The sequence below is a fragment of the Maribacter zhoushanensis genome (assembly GCF_029350975.1).
In the GTDB taxonomy this organism is placed as follows: Bacteria; Bacteroidota; Bacteroidia; order Flavobacteriales; family Flavobacteriaceae; genus Maribacter; species Maribacter zhoushanensis.
On the sequence record NZ_JARKMR010000001.1, the window covers coordinates 23507 to 41735 of the forward strand.

The 18229-nt window shown below is 34.1% G+C and carries 21 protein-coding genes; 9 read left to right on the plus strand and 12 right to left on the minus strand.

All coding sequences use genetic code 11. The features are described 5' to 3' along the window. Positions 1-3 precede the first annotated feature (3 nt). Positions 4-1092, minus strand: a complete 1089-nt coding sequence (locus PXD56_RS00135; RefSeq protein ID WP_276491333.1) for an acyltransferase family protein — start codon at positions 1090-1092, stop codon at positions 4-6. Between the two features lie 9 nt (positions 1093-1101). Next, a complete protein-coding gene (locus tag PXD56_RS00140; RefSeq protein ID WP_276491334.1) occupies positions 1102-2910 on the minus strand; it encodes a sodium:solute symporter family protein in 1809 nt (602 codons plus the stop codon). A gap of 75 nt (positions 2911-2985) precedes the next feature. Here PXD56_RS00140 and PXD56_RS00145 point away from each other — a divergent pair, with 75 nt between their 5' ends. From PXD56_RS00145 to PXD56_RS00160, 4 genes are all read left to right on the plus strand, one after another. Continuing rightward, positions 2986-3741 carry a sulfite exporter TauE/SafE family protein gene (locus tag PXD56_RS00145; RefSeq protein ID WP_276491335.1) on the plus strand — a complete coding sequence of 252 codons (756 nt, stop codon included), beginning with the start codon at positions 2986-2988 and terminating at the stop codon, positions 3739-3741. Between the two features lie 67 nt (positions 3742-3808). Then, positions 3809-4558: a hypothetical protein gene (locus PXD56_RS00150; protein WP_276491336.1), complete on the plus strand. Its 750-nt coding sequence runs from the start codon at positions 3809-3811 to the stop codon at positions 4556-4558. Between the two features lie 128 nt (positions 4559-4686). Further along, a complete protein-coding gene (locus PXD56_RS00155; protein WP_276491337.1) occupies positions 4687-5274 on the plus strand; it encodes an SUKH-4 family immunity protein in 588 nt (195 codons plus the stop codon). Between the two features lie 152 nt (positions 5275-5426). Continuing rightward, positions 5427-6950 (plus strand): GH3 family acyl-acid amido synthetase, encoded by a 1524-nt coding sequence (locus PXD56_RS00160; protein ID WP_276491338.1) that lies wholly within the window; start codon positions 5427-5429, stop codon positions 6948-6950. 4 nt (positions 6951-6954) lie between these two features. Here PXD56_RS00160 and PXD56_RS00165 read toward each other — a convergent pair whose 3' ends face one another. After that, positions 6955-7584, minus strand: a complete 630-nt coding sequence (locus PXD56_RS00165; RefSeq protein ID WP_420828433.1) for a hypothetical protein — start codon at positions 7582-7584, stop codon at positions 6955-6957. Further along, positions 7584-9011: a cardiolipin synthase gene (gene cls, locus PXD56_RS00170; protein WP_276491339.1), complete on the minus strand. Its 1428-nt coding sequence runs from the start codon at positions 9009-9011 to the stop codon at positions 7584-7586. The genes PXD56_RS00165 and cls overlap by 1 nt, the downstream gene beginning before the upstream one ends. 130 nt (positions 9012-9141) lie before the next feature. Here cls and PXD56_RS00175 point away from each other — a divergent pair, with 130 nt between their 5' ends. Further along, the gene (locus tag PXD56_RS00175; RefSeq protein ID WP_276491340.1) at positions 9142-9552 is read left to right on the plus strand and encodes an arsenate reductase family protein; all 411 of its coding nucleotides are present in this window, start codon (positions 9142-9144) and stop codon (positions 9550-9552) included. A 76-nt stretch (positions 9553-9628) separates the two neighbouring features. Beyond that, positions 9629-11182, plus strand: coding sequence for an AsmA family protein (locus PXD56_RS00180; RefSeq protein WP_276491341.1), 1554 nt, complete (start codon positions 9629-9631; stop codon positions 11180-11182). Between the two features lie 70 nt (positions 11183-11252). Here the strand turns inward: PXD56_RS00180 and PXD56_RS00185 are convergent, their stop codons facing one another. The 4 genes from PXD56_RS00185 to PXD56_RS00200 all read right to left on the minus strand — a co-directional run bounded on the left by PXD56_RS00185 (position 11253) and on the right by PXD56_RS00200 (position 13274). Next, a complete protein-coding gene (locus PXD56_RS00185; RefSeq protein WP_276491342.1) occupies positions 11253-11435 on the minus strand; it encodes a hypothetical protein in 183 nt (60 codons plus the stop codon). A 238-nt stretch (positions 11436-11673) separates the two neighbouring features. Then, on the minus strand, positions 11674-12408 hold the full coding sequence (locus tag PXD56_RS00190; protein WP_338088428.1) for an SOS response-associated peptidase: 735 nt from the start codon (positions 12406-12408) through the stop codon (positions 11674-11676). Between the two features lie 120 nt (positions 12409-12528). After that, the gene (locus PXD56_RS00195; RefSeq protein ID WP_276491344.1) at positions 12529-12978 is read right to left on the minus strand and encodes a ferritin-like domain-containing protein; all 450 of its coding nucleotides are present in this window, start codon (positions 12976-12978) and stop codon (positions 12529-12531) included. Between the two features lie 53 nt (positions 12979-13031). Further along, positions 13032-13274 carry a hypothetical protein gene (locus tag PXD56_RS00200; RefSeq protein ID WP_276491345.1) on the minus strand — a complete coding sequence of 81 codons (243 nt, stop codon included), beginning with the start codon at positions 13272-13274 and terminating at the stop codon, positions 13032-13034. 267 nt (positions 13275-13541) lie between these two features. Here PXD56_RS00200 and PXD56_RS00205 point away from each other — a divergent pair, with 267 nt between their 5' ends. Further along, positions 13542-13754 carry a hypervirulence associated TUDOR domain-containing protein gene (locus PXD56_RS00205; RefSeq protein WP_276491346.1) on the plus strand — a complete coding sequence of 71 codons (213 nt, stop codon included), beginning with the start codon at positions 13542-13544 and terminating at the stop codon, positions 13752-13754. A gap of 25 nt (positions 13755-13779) precedes the next feature. On the opposite strand, the gene PXD56_RS00210 is transcribed toward PXD56_RS00205, so the two are convergent. Continuing rightward, on the minus strand, positions 13780-14856 hold the full coding sequence (locus PXD56_RS00210; protein ID WP_276491347.1) for a DNA topoisomerase IB: 1077 nt from the start codon (positions 14854-14856) through the stop codon (positions 13780-13782). Between the two features lie 254 nt (positions 14857-15110). Between PXD56_RS00210 and PXD56_RS00215 the strand changes: the two genes are divergently transcribed. After that, positions 15111-15713, plus strand: a complete 603-nt coding sequence (locus PXD56_RS00215) for a DUF2652 domain-containing protein (protein ID WP_276491348.1) — start codon at positions 15111-15113, stop codon at positions 15711-15713. Between the two features lie 75 nt (positions 15714-15788). Here the strand turns inward: PXD56_RS00215 and PXD56_RS00220 are convergent, their stop codons facing one another. From PXD56_RS00220 to PXD56_RS00230, 3 genes are read right to left on the minus strand one after another with little or no spacing between them, the layout of a single operon-like run. After that, positions 15789-15983, minus strand: coding sequence for a hypothetical protein (locus PXD56_RS00220; protein WP_276491349.1), 195 nt, complete (start codon positions 15981-15983; stop codon positions 15789-15791). 6 nt (positions 15984-15989) lie between these two features. Next, on the minus strand, positions 15990-16337 hold the full coding sequence (locus tag PXD56_RS00225; protein WP_276491350.1) for a hypothetical protein: 348 nt from the start codon (positions 16335-16337) through the stop codon (positions 15990-15992). Beyond that, positions 16338-16670 carry a YtxH domain-containing protein gene (locus PXD56_RS00230; RefSeq protein WP_276491351.1) on the minus strand — a complete coding sequence of 111 codons (333 nt, stop codon included), beginning with the start codon at positions 16668-16670 and terminating at the stop codon, positions 16338-16340. Positions 16671-16866: 196 nt separating this feature from the next. Here PXD56_RS00230 and PXD56_RS00235 point away from each other — a divergent pair, with 196 nt between their 5' ends. Further along, positions 16867-18228 (plus strand): NAD-dependent succinate-semialdehyde dehydrogenase, encoded by a 1362-nt coding sequence (locus PXD56_RS00235; protein ID WP_276491352.1) that lies wholly within the window; start codon positions 16867-16869, stop codon positions 18226-18228. The last annotated feature ends 1 nt before the right edge of the window (position 18229 follow it).

Here is an 18229-nt window from a genome sequence, read left to right on the forward strand (position 1 = left end):
CCGCTACACCTTTATAAATATCTTTTTCTGATATAGAATATAGCCAACCAAGCTATAAAACAACACTACACTTAATCCGTATAATAAAGATGATGTTTCTAGTGCCAAAAAATCATGGACATATACTTTTTGGAACAACCACCCGTGTAATGAGGTGTTGCCAATTTGTATTTGACCCATTACCTTACTTATAAAACTAGATAAAAAATAAATAACGATTGCATTTGCTCCTGCATATCTAAACACAGACCCGAACTCTATTTTCTTTATGTCTGTCAAATAATAAATCAAGGCTAAAATAAGATTTGCCCAACCTGCGGTTACTAAAACGAAACTACTTGTCCATAGTGCTTTGTTGATGGGAAAGAATATATCCCAAATGTGACCAATGATTAAAAGACTACCTCCTAAACCCATTAAAATGGTGGCTTTCTTTTCTTGTTTACTGGTTAAAATGAGACCTGTAAAAACTCCTAATAAGGAGCTTGCAATAGAAGGCATAGTACTTAATAATCCTTCTGGGTCATAATCTGCTTTGTAATTATGAGAACCAAAAACTTTTACATCTATCCAATTGGCTAGATTATTTGGTGCCCGTTCTAATGTAGATGTCACACCTTCCACAGGAACAAATGTCATCAACAACCAATAGCCTATTAATAATATCGCTGTCACCCAAATCAACTGTTTCCAATTCAAGTTGATGAACAAAATTGCTGCGAAGAAGAATACCACGCCTATTCGTTGCAATACCCCAGGAAAACGAATATCACTGAAACTTTTAAAGAACGGAAAATGAATAAGAAATGCTCCTAAGAAAAGACCCAAGGCAATTAACTTCAATGCTCTAATGGCTATCTTTTTATAGGCAGCTACATCTACAGTTCTATTTTTATAAGAGAATGCAATTGATGTACCCACTATAAATAAGAAGAACGGAAAAACTAAATCGGTAGGTGTATAGCCATGCCAATCGGCATGCAAGAAAGGGGCATACACATTAGACCAAGTTCCCGGTGTATTTACCAAGACCATTAACAGTATGGTTGCTCCCCTAAAAATATCGACCGATAAAATCCTTTCCTTTTTCATATCTCGCCATTATAGTATGTTTCTTTTCATTTTATTCCATGTCATTATCAATAATATTGCAGAAAATATAGCAACGCCACTTAAAATTAAAGCATCTGAAGTACGACCATAAATCCAATAACCGGTAGCAAACATCATAGAATACACCAAAATCACTCCTAAAACCATTGCTGTTAGTCCTGAAGGAACACTCCACTTTTCTCCCGTATTTATTTCAATATCATCTTGCTTAGCATCTTGAACCACCTTTTTCCATCCAGGACCACCAGGTTGAATCTTAATGTAAAATGAACGTAGTACTTCATTTGATTCCGGTTTAGTTACAAATGTGGCTATTAACCATATAATTGTGGTAACAACCATTACAAAAGGAACCTCACCCCAACTAGGAAATATCCCAGTATCTGCAGCAAATAGCATAGACCCTAAAAATGTTGTTTTTAATAAAATTGATAAAATTCCTGAAGCAAACATTGCTGAAATTTCAGTCCATGCATTTATTCTCCACCAAAACCATCTTAAGATAAAAATCAAACCTGTTCCTGAACCAAATAAAATTAACAGCTTAAAAATTTCTTCTGCATTCTTCATTTTTAAAGCCAAAAACGCACTTAATACCATTAATAATACCGTTGATAACCGACCAACCATAACCATTTGCTTCTCAGTAGCTTTTGGATTTATCTGTTGCTTATAAAAATCAAAAACCAAATAAGAAGACCCCCAATTTAACTGAGTAGAAATAGTACTCATATACGCAGCAACTAAAGAGGCTAATACAACTCCAAGTAATCCGCTAGGAAGTTTGGTTAACATAGCAGAATACGCCAAGTCATTACCAAGTTTATCTTCTGGAACATTGGGAAATGCCTCTGCGATACTAGCAATATCCGGATACACCACTAATGAAGCTAAAGCTACCAATATCCACGGCCATGGACGTAAAGCATAATGCATTATATTAAAGAAAAAAGTAGCTCCAATTGCATGGTTTTCATCTTTTGCCGCCAACATACGTTGCGCAATGTAACCACCACCTCCAGGTTCTCCTCCAGGGTACCATGAACTCCACCATTGTATAGCTAAAGGAATTACTAATAGGGTAATTAATAAATCAGTATCATTAAAATCAGGTAAAATATTCATTTTGGAGATAACTAATTCATTTGATAGCATTGCTTCCAACCCGCCAACTTCAGGAATATTAACCAAGTAATACGCAGCTCCGATAGCACCTGCCATAGCCACAAAAAACAGCAAGAAATCTGTATAAACAACACCCTTAAAGCCACCCAAAGCACTAAAAGCCACAGTAATTAATCCAGCTCCTATGATTGTTTCTTCTGGTTCCAAACCAAGCATAATTCCACCAATTTTTATAGCTGCCAAATTAACGGCCGACATCGTAATTACATTAAATATTACTCCCAAATAAACAGCTCTAAATTTTCTAAGAAAGCTTGCCGGTTTACCACCATAACGTAACTCATAAAACTCTAAATCTGTTTTAACATTAGACTTACGCCAAAGTTTAGCATAAATAAAAACAGTTAACATACCTGTTAAAAGCATACACCACCAACCCCAGTTTCCAGAAACACCTTGTGTCCTTACCAAATCAGTTACCAAATTGGGTGTATCTGTTGAAAATGTGGTTGCCACCATTGAAAGCCCTAAAAGCCACCATGGCATTGTACGACCCGATAGAAAAAACTCTGATGAATTTTTACCTGATGTTTTTGATACATAAAACCCTATGCCTAAGACAAGGGAAAAGAAAACTATAATAAAAGTATAGTCTAACGTACTGAGTTCCATAAGTTGGTTTTAGGTTGATTGTTAAAGATATATTATTTTAGGACATTTTAATATCTAATACGCTAAACGTACCACGTGCTTCTATCAATAACTACTGAAATTACCCCAACCGCATGGATCTTGGCGTCTATTGCAACTTTTATCATAGGATTATCTAAAGCTGGCATTAAAGGGATTGCCGTTTTAAACGTAACGATAATGGCTTTGGCATTTGGCGCAAGACAGTCAACAGGCATGGTAGTACCGCTTCTTGTTCTTGCGGATATTTTTGCCGTAATCTATTACAATCGATATACACAGTGGAAGTATGTTTTTAAAGTACTACCATGGATGCTTTTTGGCTTGCTCATTGGTGTTTTTATTGGAAATGAATTACCCGAGAAGTTTTTTAAAATAGGCATGGCAATCATAATTATCATTACCGTAGCCATGATGTTTTATTGGGATCGTAAAAAAGACAAAAACGTGCCTTCTCACTGGACGTTTGCCGGAGCTATTGGTACTATTGCGGGTATTACCACCATGGTAGGAAATTTAGCCGGAGCATTCTCTAACATTTACTTTTTAGCCATGCGGTTGCCCAAAAATCAATTTATTGGTACTGCTGCTTGGTTATTTTTGATTGTGAATATCATTAAACTTCCCTTTCACTTTTTCGTTTGGAAAACTATTACACTAGAATCACTAACTCTAAACCTGATGCTTTTACCTGGTATACTCTTAGGTTTCTTTGTAGGCATTCGCTTTATAAAGCATATTAAAGAAGCATTTTTTAGAAAAATGATATTGGTTTTAACCGCTGTTGGTGCTGTGCTGATTATGCTTAGTTAGTGTTGTATCTTTAGGTTTGAGTTATTTTGGTGTGAAAATCAATTTTAAAGACCTTTTTCGATACTAGATGAAAAATTACATTTTAATACTTTCGATTTTTTCTGTCCTAAATATATTCGGTCAAGATCCGATGACTACAAGTTTAGTTGAAAGTATTATTGATCATGATTTCCCGAAAGACTTTGAGTACTACTTATTATTTAAAGAAGGTTTAGAAGATCCTATTATTAAAGATTCGCTTCAAAAATTTCAAATACGAGAATTAAAATTGTTAGACAATAATTTTCCATTAGACTTGATATATAGATCAAATGAGGAAACAATAGATTGGACAAACTACTCTTTAAAAAATGTCAAATATCTGTCAAGAGATAAGTATAAAAGATTTTCTCCACCTCTAGGAAAGAGTATCATTTTTGTAAAATATAATATTAAATCCGGGAAATACGATAGTATTTTAAGTAATAAAAAACTCCATACTATAGTAGTAAAGAAAAAAATGCTTTGGAATAAAAATAAGATTTGGAAAAATAAAAAGCTTAACCAAGAACTGGTCAAAGCTTGGGAAATTGACGAGAAAATTAATGATGAAGAGAATATATACTTCCAAATTTCTAAACCTATATTTTCAAAAGACCATAAATATGCTAAAATTTCAATTTTGGAAAACCAGCGATGTAAAGGTGAAGGTTACACCGAACTTTATAGATACCACAATGAAACTTGGGAAATGCTATTGAGATACAATTTTGTGTCATCTAAGGTTTGGATATCGCATGCAAAATGTGGCAATATTCGAATAGTAGGAACAGAATAGATTACGAAAGAAACAAATTCAATTAATAGAATTATTTTGGTGTAAATTTCTGCGGGAGTTGTGCTTATTTTGCTTAGTTAAAGATTGTATTTTTAAGTTTAGTTTAATTATTCTCAATACGCTTGTAAATGAAACCAGAAGAGTTTAAAAAATTATGGACTTCTAATGAAGAAAAGCTTAACCCTATTAGTATAAATAGGTTAAATGGGCTTGGATTGAGTGATGCCTCTATCCAATTTCTAAACACTGCTGGACTTCCACAAAGTGCTGCTCCATTCCTTAGTTTCGTTACAGATTCAGATGATTTATACCAGGGAATTCATAAACTGACAAAAATTTATGAGTTCTTAGAGCCTGAATTTGATAAGTACATAGTTATTGGAAGTTGCAGTGACGGAGACCCCATTGTCGTAAATACTGAATTAGAGGATCGAATAGAATTTCTTGATCATGAAGATTATTTCTCCTCTAAACCTTTCAACTCAAATTTTAGCTCAATGACCGACTCCTTAATTGCTTACAGCAAATTCATTGAAAGAGTTCAAAATGAAAACGGAGAAGACGCATATATGAATTCTAATTTTTCTGACGAACAATTTGAAGCCCTAAAATCGGAACTATTATTAGCAGATTCTAAAATTATAAAACAAAACGGATTTTGGTCGGAGCAATTAGAAATGGAATTGGAAATAAGAAAAGATTTTCAAAATGAATAAGCTTTCTAGAAATTCATATAAAATGAAATTCCAAATTTCAATATTGTCTCTAAACACCTCAACCCAATAAAGTCCACATATTTCAGATTAGGGTTAATCTTTACCCCACGTAACCAGTAATTTAGCGATACTAACCTAAAATACCGTTACACATGAATATCATAGGAAATTTTATAAAAGGTGTCATCGATATTACCGACAAAATTACTGGTGATGATAACCCAATTGAAGATCAAAAAGCTGTTCTTCAAAACCTTTTAGAAACCGCAAAAGAGACTTCTTTTGGTAAAGCCTATGAATTTGAACGTATTCTAGAAAATGATAATCCTCAACAAGCATTTCGTGATACGGTGCCATATTTCGACTACAATCAAATTAATGAAAAATGGTGGCATAAATTACATGAAGACCAAACCGATGTTACATGGCCTGGCAGTCCAGATTATTTTGCATTGAGTTCTGGTACTACGGGCAAGACAAGCAAACGTATACCGGTTACCGATGCTATGATAGATGCTATTAGACAAGCAGGTATTAAGCAGGTATTGGCAATATCAAATTTTGACCTTCCGGCAGATTTCTTTGAAACGGGTATTCTAATGCTGGGCAGTTCTACAGATTTGGTTGAAAATGATGACCATTTAGAAGGTGAGATCAGCGGTATTAGCGCCAGTAACATTCCGTCTTGGTTTAGCGGTTACTACAAACCCGGAAAAGAAATAGCAAAAATTGATGACTGGGACGAGCGTGTTGCAAAAATTGCCGAAAAAGCTGCCGATTGGGATATTGGTGCTCTTAGTGGAATTCCCTCTTGGATCGAGTTAATGCTGAAAGAGGTCATCAAAAAACATAACTTGAATAATATTCATGAAATATGGCCCAACCTTCAGGTGTACACTTCTGGCGGAGTGGCATTTGGTCCCTATGAAAAGAGTTTTAATGCTTTAATGGGGAAACCTGTTACAGTAATTGATACCTATTTGGCATCTGAGGGGTTTATCGCTTTTCAAGCTAGACCAGAAACCGATGCCATGAAATTGGTAACCGATAACGGAATCTACTTTGAGTTTGTTCCCTTTAATCCTGATTATATTTTAGAAGATGGTTCTCTTTCTCAAGATGCTCCTTCACTAACATTATCTGAGGTTGAAACGGGTCAGAACTACGTACTTATTATTAGCACGGTGAGTGGCGCATGGCGATATTTAATTGGTGATACTATTGAGTTTACCGATGTAGAACGTGCCGAAATTAAAATTACTGGGCGTACAAAATTCTTCTTAAATACTGTCGGCTCTCAGTTATCTGTCAATAAACTGGATGATGCACTACAAGACATCATGGAGACTTTTGATATTGAAATACCTGAATACACGCTTTGTGCAAAGAAGTATGAAGACGGATTTTATCATACGTGGTATTTAGGAACCAATGCTACCCAAGACCCAAAAGAAATAGCTAACAAGCTAGATGAATCTTTAAAAGCTTCCAATAAAAATTATAAGGTTGCAAGGTCTAAAGCTCTAAAAGGAGTGAAGGTTTTTACTATTAATCCTGATGTGTTTTACGATTGGAACGATAGTAACAAAAAGAAAGGCGGACAAGTAAAAATGGAACGAGTAATGAAAGAAGAAAAGTTTGCCGAATGGGAAGCTTTTGTAAATAAGCACAATTAAGCCCCTATTTACCTTGACTTAACGCATCTCTTTCTTCAACCAATAACATAATTTCTTCTGGAGATAAGTACAGGTTTTTAATACGGTCTACATATGCTTGTGTTAACCCTGCCTCTTTTAAAATAAATTCTTTGGTGGCAAGAATATAGGTTTCCATACCATGTGTAACGGCAAAAGAATCTGCACGGCGTTCAGCCTCTCGTATATAATTTTCTGAGGTAATGTATTTAAATCCAAAACCAATTAAATTTAACCCTCCACGTTGCTGGTAGTCCATCACATGACCTAGTTCATGACCCAACCACCCAATCATAATTTCTGAAGGTATATCTTTTGTGTAATACACAGAATCTGCAATCTTTATCCTTTCACTTATCAAAATAAAATAGGACCTATTTTTTTTAGATTTAAAGACACTCCAAAATGATGGTTGTGCCTGCATGGTAGACTTCTTTATATCCTTCTTAAACTTGAATTCAATCTTGGTATTGGAAAGTTCAGGATAATGAGAAAGCGCAATTTTTGCTTCTTCCGTTATTTCTTCAGGAATTATATGTTGTGCAGATGCAACCATAGGGTAACTTAGTAGTATTAAGATTAAATAATTTATTTTGATTTTATATATAAATTTCATCACAATAGCGGACTAAAGAATTTGGCGAGACCTTCTAAAAATTTACTGAACGGTGATCTCTTTCTAAACTTTTCTAAATCTACTTTTGCATCGTCTGTACAATGTCTTGTAAAGAGCTTTTCTATATGCGATGCTTTTTCTTTGTCATACAAAATAGCATTGGTTTCAAAGTTGTGCTCAAAACTTCGATAATCAAAATTACCTGAACCTACAGAGACTACTTCGCCATCTATAATTATTACCTTACTATGAGAAAAATCTGGTCTCAAGTAAATATTGGCACCAACCTCCAACAAAGCTTCAAATGTGGAAAACATACTGTATTGAGCTAGTAATGAATCTGATATTTTAGGTGTTAACAAGGTTACCTCAACTCCGCTTAAAGCTGCAATTCTAATAGCTTCCAATACCGGTTCTCCAGGAATAAAATAAGGATTGGCTATACAAATACTCTTAGTTGCTATATTGATCATAGCCAGATATTGCTGCATAATAGCCGGGAACTTAGAATCTGGACCACTGGAGATTATTTGTGCTACCGTATTGCCCATAGGTTCTACTTTTGGAAAGTACTTATCTTGTAACAGCAATTCTTCCTTTCCCGCAAAATGATAGTCTTTCACAAAAACCCGTTGTAGACTGTTGACCGCAGGACCTTCAATTTTAAGATGTAAGTCTTGCCAAACACCTAGTTCAGATACAGGTTTCATGTATTTATCTGATACATTGAATCCGCCTGTGAAACCAACTTTACCGTCTATTATGATAATTTTTCTATGATTTCTATAATTAAGGGTAAACAACAGATTACCGAACCGGATGGGCATTGTAGAATAGGCTTTAACCCCTAAATCTTTAAAACGTTTTACCCTTTTGCCACGCATAGAATTGCTACCAAAAGAATCATACAACATTCTAATTTCTACCCCTTCTTTTACTTTTTTAGCAAATAGGTCATGAAACTTGTTTAGCAACATGCCTTCCTCTAAAATATAATATTGAAGATGTATAAAATCTTTAGCTTCTTCTATTGCTTTAAATATGGCTCCGAATGCTTCTTCCCCATCATTTAATAAGGTAATTTTATTACCGTCATATGGTGCGAAAAAACTGTTTTTTCTAATAAGCGTCGCAAGTTTATCATGCTTATAATCATCAAACTCATGCACACTTTGTTCGCCGCCCTCTAGTTCTTTATGGGTTTCCGAATACAATCTTCTTTTTTCGGTCTGCTTTAACTTAAAGAGTTTAAATTTTCTTCTGTTAATACCAAATAGGTAATATAGTAGTGGTCCTAAAAAGGGAAATATAATAACAGACAAAGACCAACTAATCATCTTAGTTGCCTTAGATCCATTAAAAATTATATTGACAATACTCCACAGAGTCACTGCTATATAAGCAAGCCAAAAAATTGTATTTACCACCTTATTTGTTGTTTATCATCAATATACCATAAATAAACCCACCCTTTGGCTTAAAAACCTAATCAAGATACTTTTAGTAGTAAACGAGTTAATTACTCCCTCTAGTTGTGAGTACTTTTAAAAAAAAGTGATGGGAGTAATTGCTATGGATAAAAAACAGATAACATTATATTACAGTTCGGAAAACTCAATAGGTAAACAGTTAAATGCTTACGTAACGTCTTCTGGTAAAGAACATTTAACAATAGACATTTCTAAAACAAATGTAACCGGTACCCAATGGGCAGAATTAGCCGATGGTCTCAACAAAAACATTTCCGACCTGGTCAACACAGACCACCCAGATTTTAAGGATGCCTATGGTGAAGACACGGTTAATCTTGATGATGACGGTTGGTTGAAAATTTTGAACAAGAACCCTAGCTTTCTAAAGAATGCCATAGTAATCAAAGGAAAAGAATTCATTGAACTTACAAGTGCATCAGACTTTAAGCAATACATGGATCCTGATAGTGCAGGTATAGAAAAGCCGTATAAATAAAAGCCTTATGACCCTATAAGGTTTACTTCTGTGCATAGGGTGTCTATACCTCAAATTACTTTCTAACTATTACCTTATGTCAAAGATTTTAAAATGGATTCTGCTATTATTTATTATCTGCATTGGCGGCTATATGCTTGCCGAATGGAAGATGAAGAAAGAGGTTATTAGTTTTCTAGAACGAAAAGTACCTAACCATGTAGACTTTTCATACGATGACCTTACTATTAGTCTACTACATGGAGATATCTCCTTTACAGACGTTGCCGTTGTAAGTTTTGGGAAACAAACCTCTTCATGTGAGATAAAGGTCAATGCAGATGAGCTTTCTATAAAAGGCTTTAGTTATTGGCAAATTCTATTTCAGAATTCTATCTTCATTAAAAACCTAACACTTAGCAAACCTCATCTCAACTTTAAAACGTGCCCTGACAACACAGGTAATGACGATGCCAACAAAAGCAACCCTATTAATTTATTGAAAGAAATATTTGTTGAAGAACTTATATTTGAATCTGGTGTTGTTGAAATTTGGGATGATGACGAAGCGATAAAATTAATTGCAATAGATGAAATTAATCTCTCCCTAAAAAATGTAGTTACAGACCCAGATATCATTAAAAAATATGTTCCTTTCACCTTTGGTTCTTACCATATTGATATTCTAAATTTTAATGCTCCATTAGGTGAATTTGAAAGGTTAAAAATGAAATCTATGGTAGTCAATAACTCCACTATTGACATCAATAATATTTCTCTTGCAACTATTTACTCTAAGTCAGAATTAAGTAAAAAAATAAGGTATGAAAGAGACCATATTGATTTGTTTATTCCGTTGTTAAAAGTTGACAATCATAATTATTTGGCAACAAACGATTCTCTTCATATTAATTTTAAAGAACTACTTCTATCTGAACCTAATTTAGAAATATATAGGGATAAATCTAGATTAGAAAATTTTAGAAATAAACCACTTTATGGCAAATTATTACAAAAACTGCCCTTTAAAGTCGCAATTGACTCTGTTTTCATTGAAAAAGGAGCAATTGTGTACGAGGAAGATATTCCAAATGATGCATCTGCCGGAGCTTTAAGTTTTGAAAATTTAAACGTTGCCATTAGTAACCTCTCTAATATTGAAAGTGAAGATCCTTTAAAAATTAATCTAGATTCCAATCTAATGGGTGCCGGTAAATTTCATCTAGATTGGCAGTTCAATGTGTATGACCCAAGAAGTACTTTTCTTATTTCTGGCGGACTATCAAATTTCAACACAGCCAACTTAAATGAATTTCTAGTACCTAATCTTAGGACAAAGACAACAGGTACCATAGACCAACTCTATTTTACCATTTCTGGAGATGAATATACTTCTACCGGTGATATAAAAATGAGCTACGAAGATTTTAAATTTCAAGTCTTGAACAAAGAGCGAAACGGCGTTAAAAAAATTCTTTCTTTTATTGGAAATCTATTTGTCAACGATGGCTCTAAAACAGATGCTGACGGGTATAGGTACGGCGACATTTCTGCAGAACGAGTAAGGCACAAATCATTTTTTAATTACTTATGGATCAATCTGCAAGATGGTTTATTAAGCGTGCTAACGGGTAACGGTAAGAAAGATTGAAAATACTTTACAAATAAAAAAGCCAGGTAGCGAACTACCTGGCTTTTCTTTTCATAGCAATATTATATTTCTAGTTGTCATCAGTAGCATCATCTACCGCGTCTTCAACTTCGTCAGCTCCATCTTCGATTTCATCTCCAACATCATCTATTCCTTCTTCAATTTTCTCTCCTGTAGTTTTTTCTTCTCTACAGCTAGTTGCAATGCTCATTGTGGCAAATGCAAATACTATCATTAATAACGATTTCTTCATAATATAGATTTTAATAATTAGGTTAATATTTTAATTTTCAGGAATTAAGGTCTGCCACTTATTACGTAGCTTATCTAACCTGACGTTACAAAAATGAGGTTTTTAACAGAGAGTGGTTTGTTGTAAAAATGAGATTATTGACTCATCTACCCAATATATAGTTTCACCCTAATGACTTCAATATATTGAAACTAGACAGGTATTAAATACCTTTTTCTAAGAGGACATAATGCTATTTTTAACGTTCTGGATATTCATAGGGCGTTAACATGCTATCATATGAAATATCTTGATTAAAAAGATTTCTGGCAATTGGTCTTATTTCTAAATCTGTACTATGTGGCGGCTGTATTATTTCATTTATACGGTTCAGTTCTGTATCAGCAGAAAACCAATCGTATTTATCTTCCCGATCAATTAGCACAGGCATATAATCCACTAAATTCTGGTAACGAACTACTTCGTTCTCAAGTGGTCCTGTTAATAGAGAACAGGTCATAAACCCGTCTTCTAATGTAGTATATATACCAGCCAGATATAGAAGTTTATCATTCTTGCTGCTTATATGGTAGGGGTAAATTTCTCCGTTCTTAAGTAGGGACGTAAAAAAACCTGTTACGGGTATTATACACCTTCTATTCTTAAAAGAATCATCATACCACATGTCCATTTCCAATTTATCTCCAGGTATGGTCAGGGTATTGGTCAATCTTTGAAATTGCTCCCAATCATCATTAAAACTACTGGGCAACAAACCCCAAATTGCCAAATTGACCTCATTAGGCTCTTTCATGGTGATTATAGGTATAGAAACCTCTGTTAAGCCACTAATAACTACTTGTGGGCTATATAAATCTGGATACTTGAACAAAGCATTTACCTCTTGTTCTATCTCCTTCATTTTTGCTGTATTTGAAATTTTAAAATACATATCAATCTTTTGCTTTAAACATAAAGTTCGGCAAATAACCATAGTCCTCTTATTGCAGAAACTTAAAAATATAACGCATTAAAAAAGAGCAATTTTCCTAATATTTAGCACAAAAAAAAGAGGCTATAAATAGCCTCTTTTTTAATTCATATAACAATGATATTATCTAATGTCTTCCAACATTTTAATATTTGAAAGTCCGTTTTCAATAGCCTCTTTTTGACTTCTTAAAATGGATGCAGTAGTTGATGGTAATGAAGTGTCTTCTAAAACATCATCATACTCTTCAATGGCAGCTTTTTCTCCTCTAATTGCCTCCTCTAACATAGCCTCTGCATTATCTAAAGCAAATAAAGCTTTTACATCCATCCATGCTCTATGAGCCTTACCGGTCATGCTATCTCCTTTATCGATTTCTTGACCAAATGTCTTAATTTCTGATTTTAGTTCATGACCAAAATCGTAACGTTGCTTTGCCTTTGTTTCAAAAAACGATCTTAACGGCATATTCTCCGTATTCTCTGCTGCCTTCTTAAATCCTTTTTCGGCATCATATGTTTTTTCTAAAAGTTCGTTTAATTTATTTCCTACTTCTTCTGTGTATGTACTCATTTTATATTTTATTTTAATGATGTGATTTTTTTATTTAGAGATGACAATCACAATTACATCTTATAAAACTTATTTCTATTTTTAAAATCTTGCAATTTTCTTTTTAGTTCGTCTACATCATTTAGTTTAGATTTATTTGAATACATAAGCACATGCTCCATATCAATTTCAAACATGGCATCTTCATCATCTTTGGCCAGTTCATTTAATGTACTATCAACCAAATAATCCCGTACCATTAAACCTATAAAACCTAAACCCATCATTATTGAAATACCTGCAATTAAATCTAACATCTGTATTGTTTTGATGTCAAATATAAAGGTGATCATCGGTTCTTATTGCCTTGAAAAAAAGTAGCATTAACTCCTTTGAATTGGGTTAATAATCAGGTGTATAGGATTAAAAATAAACTTGTCATTCTACACAATAATCTCACAGTTTTTAGAACTTGCAGTATCAAATTAGTTCTCACGTTTGTGCACATTTATATAGGTAGTTTCCATCACTTGTTCTCAAAACACTAGAAGTGATGGAAAGCACAAACAATAATTAAATACATTATGATTAGAAAAGGTACAGCTGTAAAATGGTCATGGGGCAATGGCACTGCCAAAGGTAAAGTTGAAGAAACATATACTTCAAAAACGACAAAGACAATTAAAGGAAATGAAGTTACCAGAAATGGTAGTGATGATGATAAAGCGCTTTACATTAAACAAGATGATGGTGATCATGTTTTAAAAAGCGAAAGCGAAGTGGAACGTGCCGATTAAGTCTTTATTTTTTGAACCCAAACGATTAATTCTTTTTAGACAGACTCTTTAGCGGATTAAAGTCGGCTATTAAGTCGATCAGTACTTTTTCTGCAGCAGTTTGGTATTCCGTAGCTTTTGTAGCTTCCACCTTTTTAAACGTTTTATCCAGTTCATTTTTTTCATACTTACTTACTACAAATGGATGTACGTAATACTTCTTACATACATTTCTAGTATTACCTAAAGCCTTTGCCGTATCATCAAATGCTTTTATGGTATTCTTCTTTATTTCACTTTCAACTATGGTAGGTTCATTTTCTAAAAGCGATTCAAAAAAAATCAACGTACCTGACCAGGTTCTAAAATCTTTTGCAGTAAACAGGTCTCCACTAATCTCTTGTAAATATTCATTGACCATACCACTATCAACACTTGTTTTAGTGCCGTCTTCATCAAAGAATTGAAAAAGGTCCCATCCTGGAATCTCTTCGCATTGCAATACCAATTTTCGCAATTTTCTATTGTTAAGAGTAATGTTATGCTTTTTACCTTTCTTACCGGTAAATTCAAATTTTAATTTATTCTTACTTGTTTTTAAATGTCTTGTTCTTAAAGTAGACAAACCGTAAGTTTTGTTTCTTTTTGCATACTGCCTGTTACCAATACGAATGTGGGTTTCTTCCATTAACCTAACAATTAAGGCCAGTACCTTTTCTTTGGGCCAACCATCTAACTGCAAATCTTCATCGACCTTTTTACGAATAGTAGGTAAGGCTTCACCAAAATGGGCCATTCTTAAAAACTTTGTACGGTTTCTTACCCTTAACCATAAATCATGATAACGGTATTGTAACCTATGCTTTAAATCATACCCAACAGCTTGTAAATGAGCATTGGCTATAGGTGCAATTTTCACCTCTTGCCATGCTGGGGGAATCACTAGTTTTTTTATTCTGGTTAATTCAGATTTCTTATGAAGTGGTTTGTTTTTTAGTAGATATTGAAATTTATCTTTTTCCTTAATTCTCTTTATCGCTAAAGCATCTCTATTCACATATTTTAAGTGCATATGCGCAGCTACATCATGTGGCTCACTTGCCAATAATTCTGAATAGTTCATATATAGATCTTTATCAATTTTTCTCTCTGCTGAAAACAGAAATTTTAGTGCATGCTTTTAATATACAGCATCATTCAAAGCTAAGAAAAGAACCGCCCAGCTAGGTGTTCAATACATTTCTTTTGTAATCTAAAAACGTCATAATTGGTTTACAGCATAGCTTTTAAAAACGTATTGTGGTAGTATTTTAGTGAAACGGATTCTTTATAATAGTCAAAGTTATCTACCTTACCATAAATAAACATCCATAGCTTATGAAAGGAGAACCTATGTTACTATGTATACCGGACATAAGCGGATTTACAGAATTTATGAGCGAAACAGATTTTGAACTGAGCTCAAAAATTATTCCTGCGCTTTTAAATCAAATCATCTACACCAATAAAATAGGACTTAAAATTTCTGAGATAGAGGGTGATGCCGTACTCTTCTTTAAAACAGGAGAAATGCCTAGTTTAGAAAATCTTATTGACCAGTGCAGAAGTTTTTACACGGAGTTTTATAAAGAGCTAGATACACTCAGAAAAAAGTATAAAACAAATAAAGACGCAGCGTCTATACCAGATATACTTGGTCTAAAAATCATTTTACACTACGGCAAAGAAATTGCTTTGACCAAAGTTGGCAATAGCATTAAGCTTTTTGGTGAAGACCTCATCATCGCTCATAAACTATTGAAGAACAAAATTAAAATAAGCGAATATCTACTTTTAACGGACGGTCTAACAAATTACTATAAAGAGAATAATCTAGATGCACAGTTTGATTGGGGTTCTTTAAAACAAAATGCTACGGAATATGATCACGTTGGTGAAATAAACTACTCTTATATTGACTTAAAACCGTTGGTAGAATAATTAACCACATTTCATTTTAGCACATAAAAAAACCACCTTTTAAAAGGTGGTTTTATATTATATTTTTTTTTAATTCTACTTAACAACTTTACGTACCAAATAGAGCATACCAAATTTCTTTGCAGCAGATAGCGCAGTGGACAACCAATTATAGGGACTCAAATCTTCCTGTACATCTTGCCTTATTCCCTTAAGTTCTTCCAGTGCAATTTCACGCTCAAGTTTTAAGCGTTTTAAATTAAATTCTACCTCCTCAAAATTTTTGTACATATCTATTTAATTAAAGAATTTATCTGACAGCTTTTTTACCAACATGTTATCTATCTTACCTCTAAATATATAAGCTACTATAAACAATACTATAAATAGGGCTCCGGCCACTAGACAAGCACTTACCATACTCTCTAAAATATTAGCTAAGAAGACAACACCGGCAACTGTAATAAATATAAGTGCCAAGAATGCAAGACCACCAATAATTGCCATCTTTAGCAACATACCAGTCGTCATTGTTAATTGTTGAAACACTTTTAGCCTATAATATTCTTGGGTTTTTTTATAGTAAACCTCCCCTACATCAATAGCCTTGTTAGACGTCTCGTTAAGTGAATCAATTACTCCCATTTATACTGTTTTCTGCAGTTTCTTATTCTTCGTTTTTAACTCTGCCAATTTCGTCTCTAAAGTAGAGATTACATCTTCTGTCTTATAGCTTAGGTCTGATACTAAAGATTCAACTCTAGTGTCTAACGTTTGTTTTTCGTCGGTCATTTTAGACGCAACTCTGTTCTTTAAATCAACTGCACTGTCTGCAAAATTATCTCTTGTTGCAGCCGCTTGATCAGCAATTAGTCTTCTAGTATTCTCACCCTTGTCAGGTGCATAAAGAATTCCTAAGGCCGCGCCAATGGCAGAACCTGCAATAATTGCCAATAATGTATTTCCACTATTATTCATGTTTTATTTTTTTAAGGTTAAACGTTTCTTTTAATAAATGACAATAATTGCTTATCGTCTTCAACAAAGGTTATATTTAATAGCGCAATTGCTTAACTCTAAACCTTTTAATATTAACTATAACAATCGCTTAAAAGGGTCAAGAATTAAATGAAACGAATTAACAGAGAAACCTTCTTACCTATACATTTGTACTATGGAAAATTATAAAATCACAAACCCTTATAATGGTGCCGTTGTAAATACATATACTAAGGACACCTACGCAGATATTGAAGCAAAATTGAAAAAAGCCCTGACCATTGAAGACTCTTGGGCAAATATGGAAATTGAAGATAGGTGCACATTACTCACCAACGTTGCAGAACTGCTAATAGAACGTAAAGAGGAATATGCTGAACTGATGACCCAAGAAATGGGAAAACCCTATGCACAGGGTATTTCTGAAATTGAAAAATGTGCTTGGGCGTGTGATTTCTATGCACATAATGCCGAAGACCTTTTGGCTGATGAAGTAATAGATACCGATGCGGATGAAAGTTTTATAAGTCATGACCCTTTAGGATGCATTCTTGCGGTAATGCCTTGGAACTATCCTTTTTGGCAAGTAATCCGTTTTGCAGCGCCTACTTTAACAGCAGGAAATACTGCCCTTTTAAAACACGCGCAAAATGTTACGGGATGCTCTTTGGCAATAGAACAATTGTTTTTGGATGCAGGTTACCCTGAAGGATGTTTTCAAAGTTTAAAAGCCGGACATGAAGAAATAGAAAAGCTAATTGCAGACGATGGTATAAAAGCGGTAACATTAACGGGAAGTGAAAAAGCCGGAAAATCTATTGCAGGTACCGCAGGTAAAAACTTAAAAAAATCTGTTCTTGAACTTGGCGGAAACAACGCTTGCATTGTTTGGGAAGATGCAGATTTAGATCAGTACATTGATACAATGGTAACTGCACGTATGCAGAACACCGGTCAAAGTTGTATTGCCGCCAAACGCTTTATAGTTTGTGAAGATATATATGATTCTTTTTTAGAGAAATTTACTGCAAAAGTAAAGTCGCTTAAAGGTGGCGACCCTATGAACGAAGAAACATTTATAGGTGTTATGGCTCGTGAAGATTTAGCCGAAGAACTACAAAAGCAAGTGAACGATTCTATAAAACAAGGCGCAAATGTTGTTTTAGGAAACATGCGAAACGGAGCCTACTTTTCACCCACCATACTAACGGAAGTAACTACAGATATGCCGGTATTCAAAGAGGAAACTTTTGGACCCGTTGCTGCAATTACCAAAGCAAAAAATAGGGAAGAGGCTATTGCTTTAGCTGCAAATTCTAGATTAGGACTAGGTAGTATGTTATTCACAGAAGATATAGATGCCGCAATGAACACAATTTCAAACATACCTGATGGTGCATTTTTTATAAACGATATGGTAAAATCTGATCCTAGACTTCCTTTCGGTGGCACAAAAGCATCCGGTTACGGCAGGGAACTATCAAGAGAGGGAATATTAGAATTTGTAAACAAGAAAACAGTATACATTAAAAAATAAA

Bases quoted from the DNA above. Each gene is read 5' to 3' on its own strand.
- PXD56_RS00215 (WP_276491348.1), top strand. From the start codon at position 15,111: ATGAAAGGAGAACCTATGTTACTATGTATACCGGACATAAGCGGATTT.
- PXD56_RS00225 (WP_276491350.1), bottom strand. From the start codon at position 16,337: ATGGGAGTAATTGATTCACTTAACGAGACGTCTAACAAGGCTATTGAT.
- PXD56_RS00185 (WP_276491342.1), bottom strand. From the start codon at position 11,435: ATGAAGAAATCGTTATTAATGATAGTATTTGCATTTGCCACAATGAGC.
- PXD56_RS00135 (WP_276491333.1), bottom strand. From the start codon at position 1,092: ATGAAAAAGGAAAGGATTTTATCGGTCGATATTTTTAGGGGAGCAACC.
- PXD56_RS00190 (WP_338088428.1), bottom strand. From the start codon at position 12,408: ATGGTTATTTGCCGAACTTTATGTTTAAAGCAAAAGATTGATATGTAT.
- PXD56_RS00205 (WP_276491346.1), top strand. From the start codon at position 13,542: ATGATTAGAAAAGGTACAGCTGTAAAATGGTCATGGGGCAATGGCACT.
- PXD56_RS00160 (WP_276491338.1), top strand. From the start codon at position 5,427: ATGAATATCATAGGAAATTTTATAAAAGGTGTCATCGATATTACCGAC.
- PXD56_RS00235 (WP_276491352.1), top strand. From the start codon at position 16,867: ATGGAAAATTATAAAATCACAAACCCTTATAATGGTGCCGTTGTAAAT.
- PXD56_RS00175 (WP_276491340.1), top strand. From the start codon at position 9,142: ATGGGAGTAATTGCTATGGATAAAAAACAGATAACATTATATTACAGT.
- PXD56_RS00150 (WP_276491336.1), top strand. From the start codon at position 3,809: ATGAAAAATTACATTTTAATACTTTCGATTTTTTCTGTCCTAAATATA.
- PXD56_RS00210 (WP_276491347.1), bottom strand. From the start codon at position 14,856: ATGAACTATTCAGAATTATTGGCAAGTGAGCCACATGATGTAGCTGCG.
- PXD56_RS00180 (WP_276491341.1), top strand. From the start codon at position 9,629: ATGTCAAAGATTTTAAAATGGATTCTGCTATTATTTATTATCTGCATT.
- PXD56_RS00230 (WP_276491351.1), bottom strand. From the start codon at position 16,670: ATGAATAATAGTGGAAATACATTATTGGCAATTATTGCAGGTTCTGCC.
- PXD56_RS00155 (WP_276491337.1), top strand. From the start codon at position 4,687: ATGAAACCAGAAGAGTTTAAAAAATTATGGACTTCTAATGAAGAAAAG.
- PXD56_RS00220 (WP_276491349.1), bottom strand. From the start codon at position 15,983: ATGTACAAAAATTTTGAGGAGGTAGAATTTAATTTAAAACGCTTAAAA.
- PXD56_RS00195 (WP_276491344.1), bottom strand. From the start codon at position 12,978: ATGAGTACATACACAGAAGAAGTAGGAAATAAATTAAACGAACTTTTA.
- PXD56_RS00165 (WP_420828433.1), bottom strand. From the start codon at position 7,584: ATGAAATTTATATATAAAATCAAAATAAATTATTTAATCTTAATACTA.
- PXD56_RS00140 (WP_276491334.1), bottom strand. From the start codon at position 2,910: ATGGAACTCAGTACGTTAGACTATACTTTTATTATAGTTTTCTTTTCC.
- PXD56_RS00200 (WP_276491345.1), bottom strand. From the start codon at position 13,274: ATGTTAGATTTAATTGCAGGTATTTCAATAATGATGGGTTTAGGTTTT.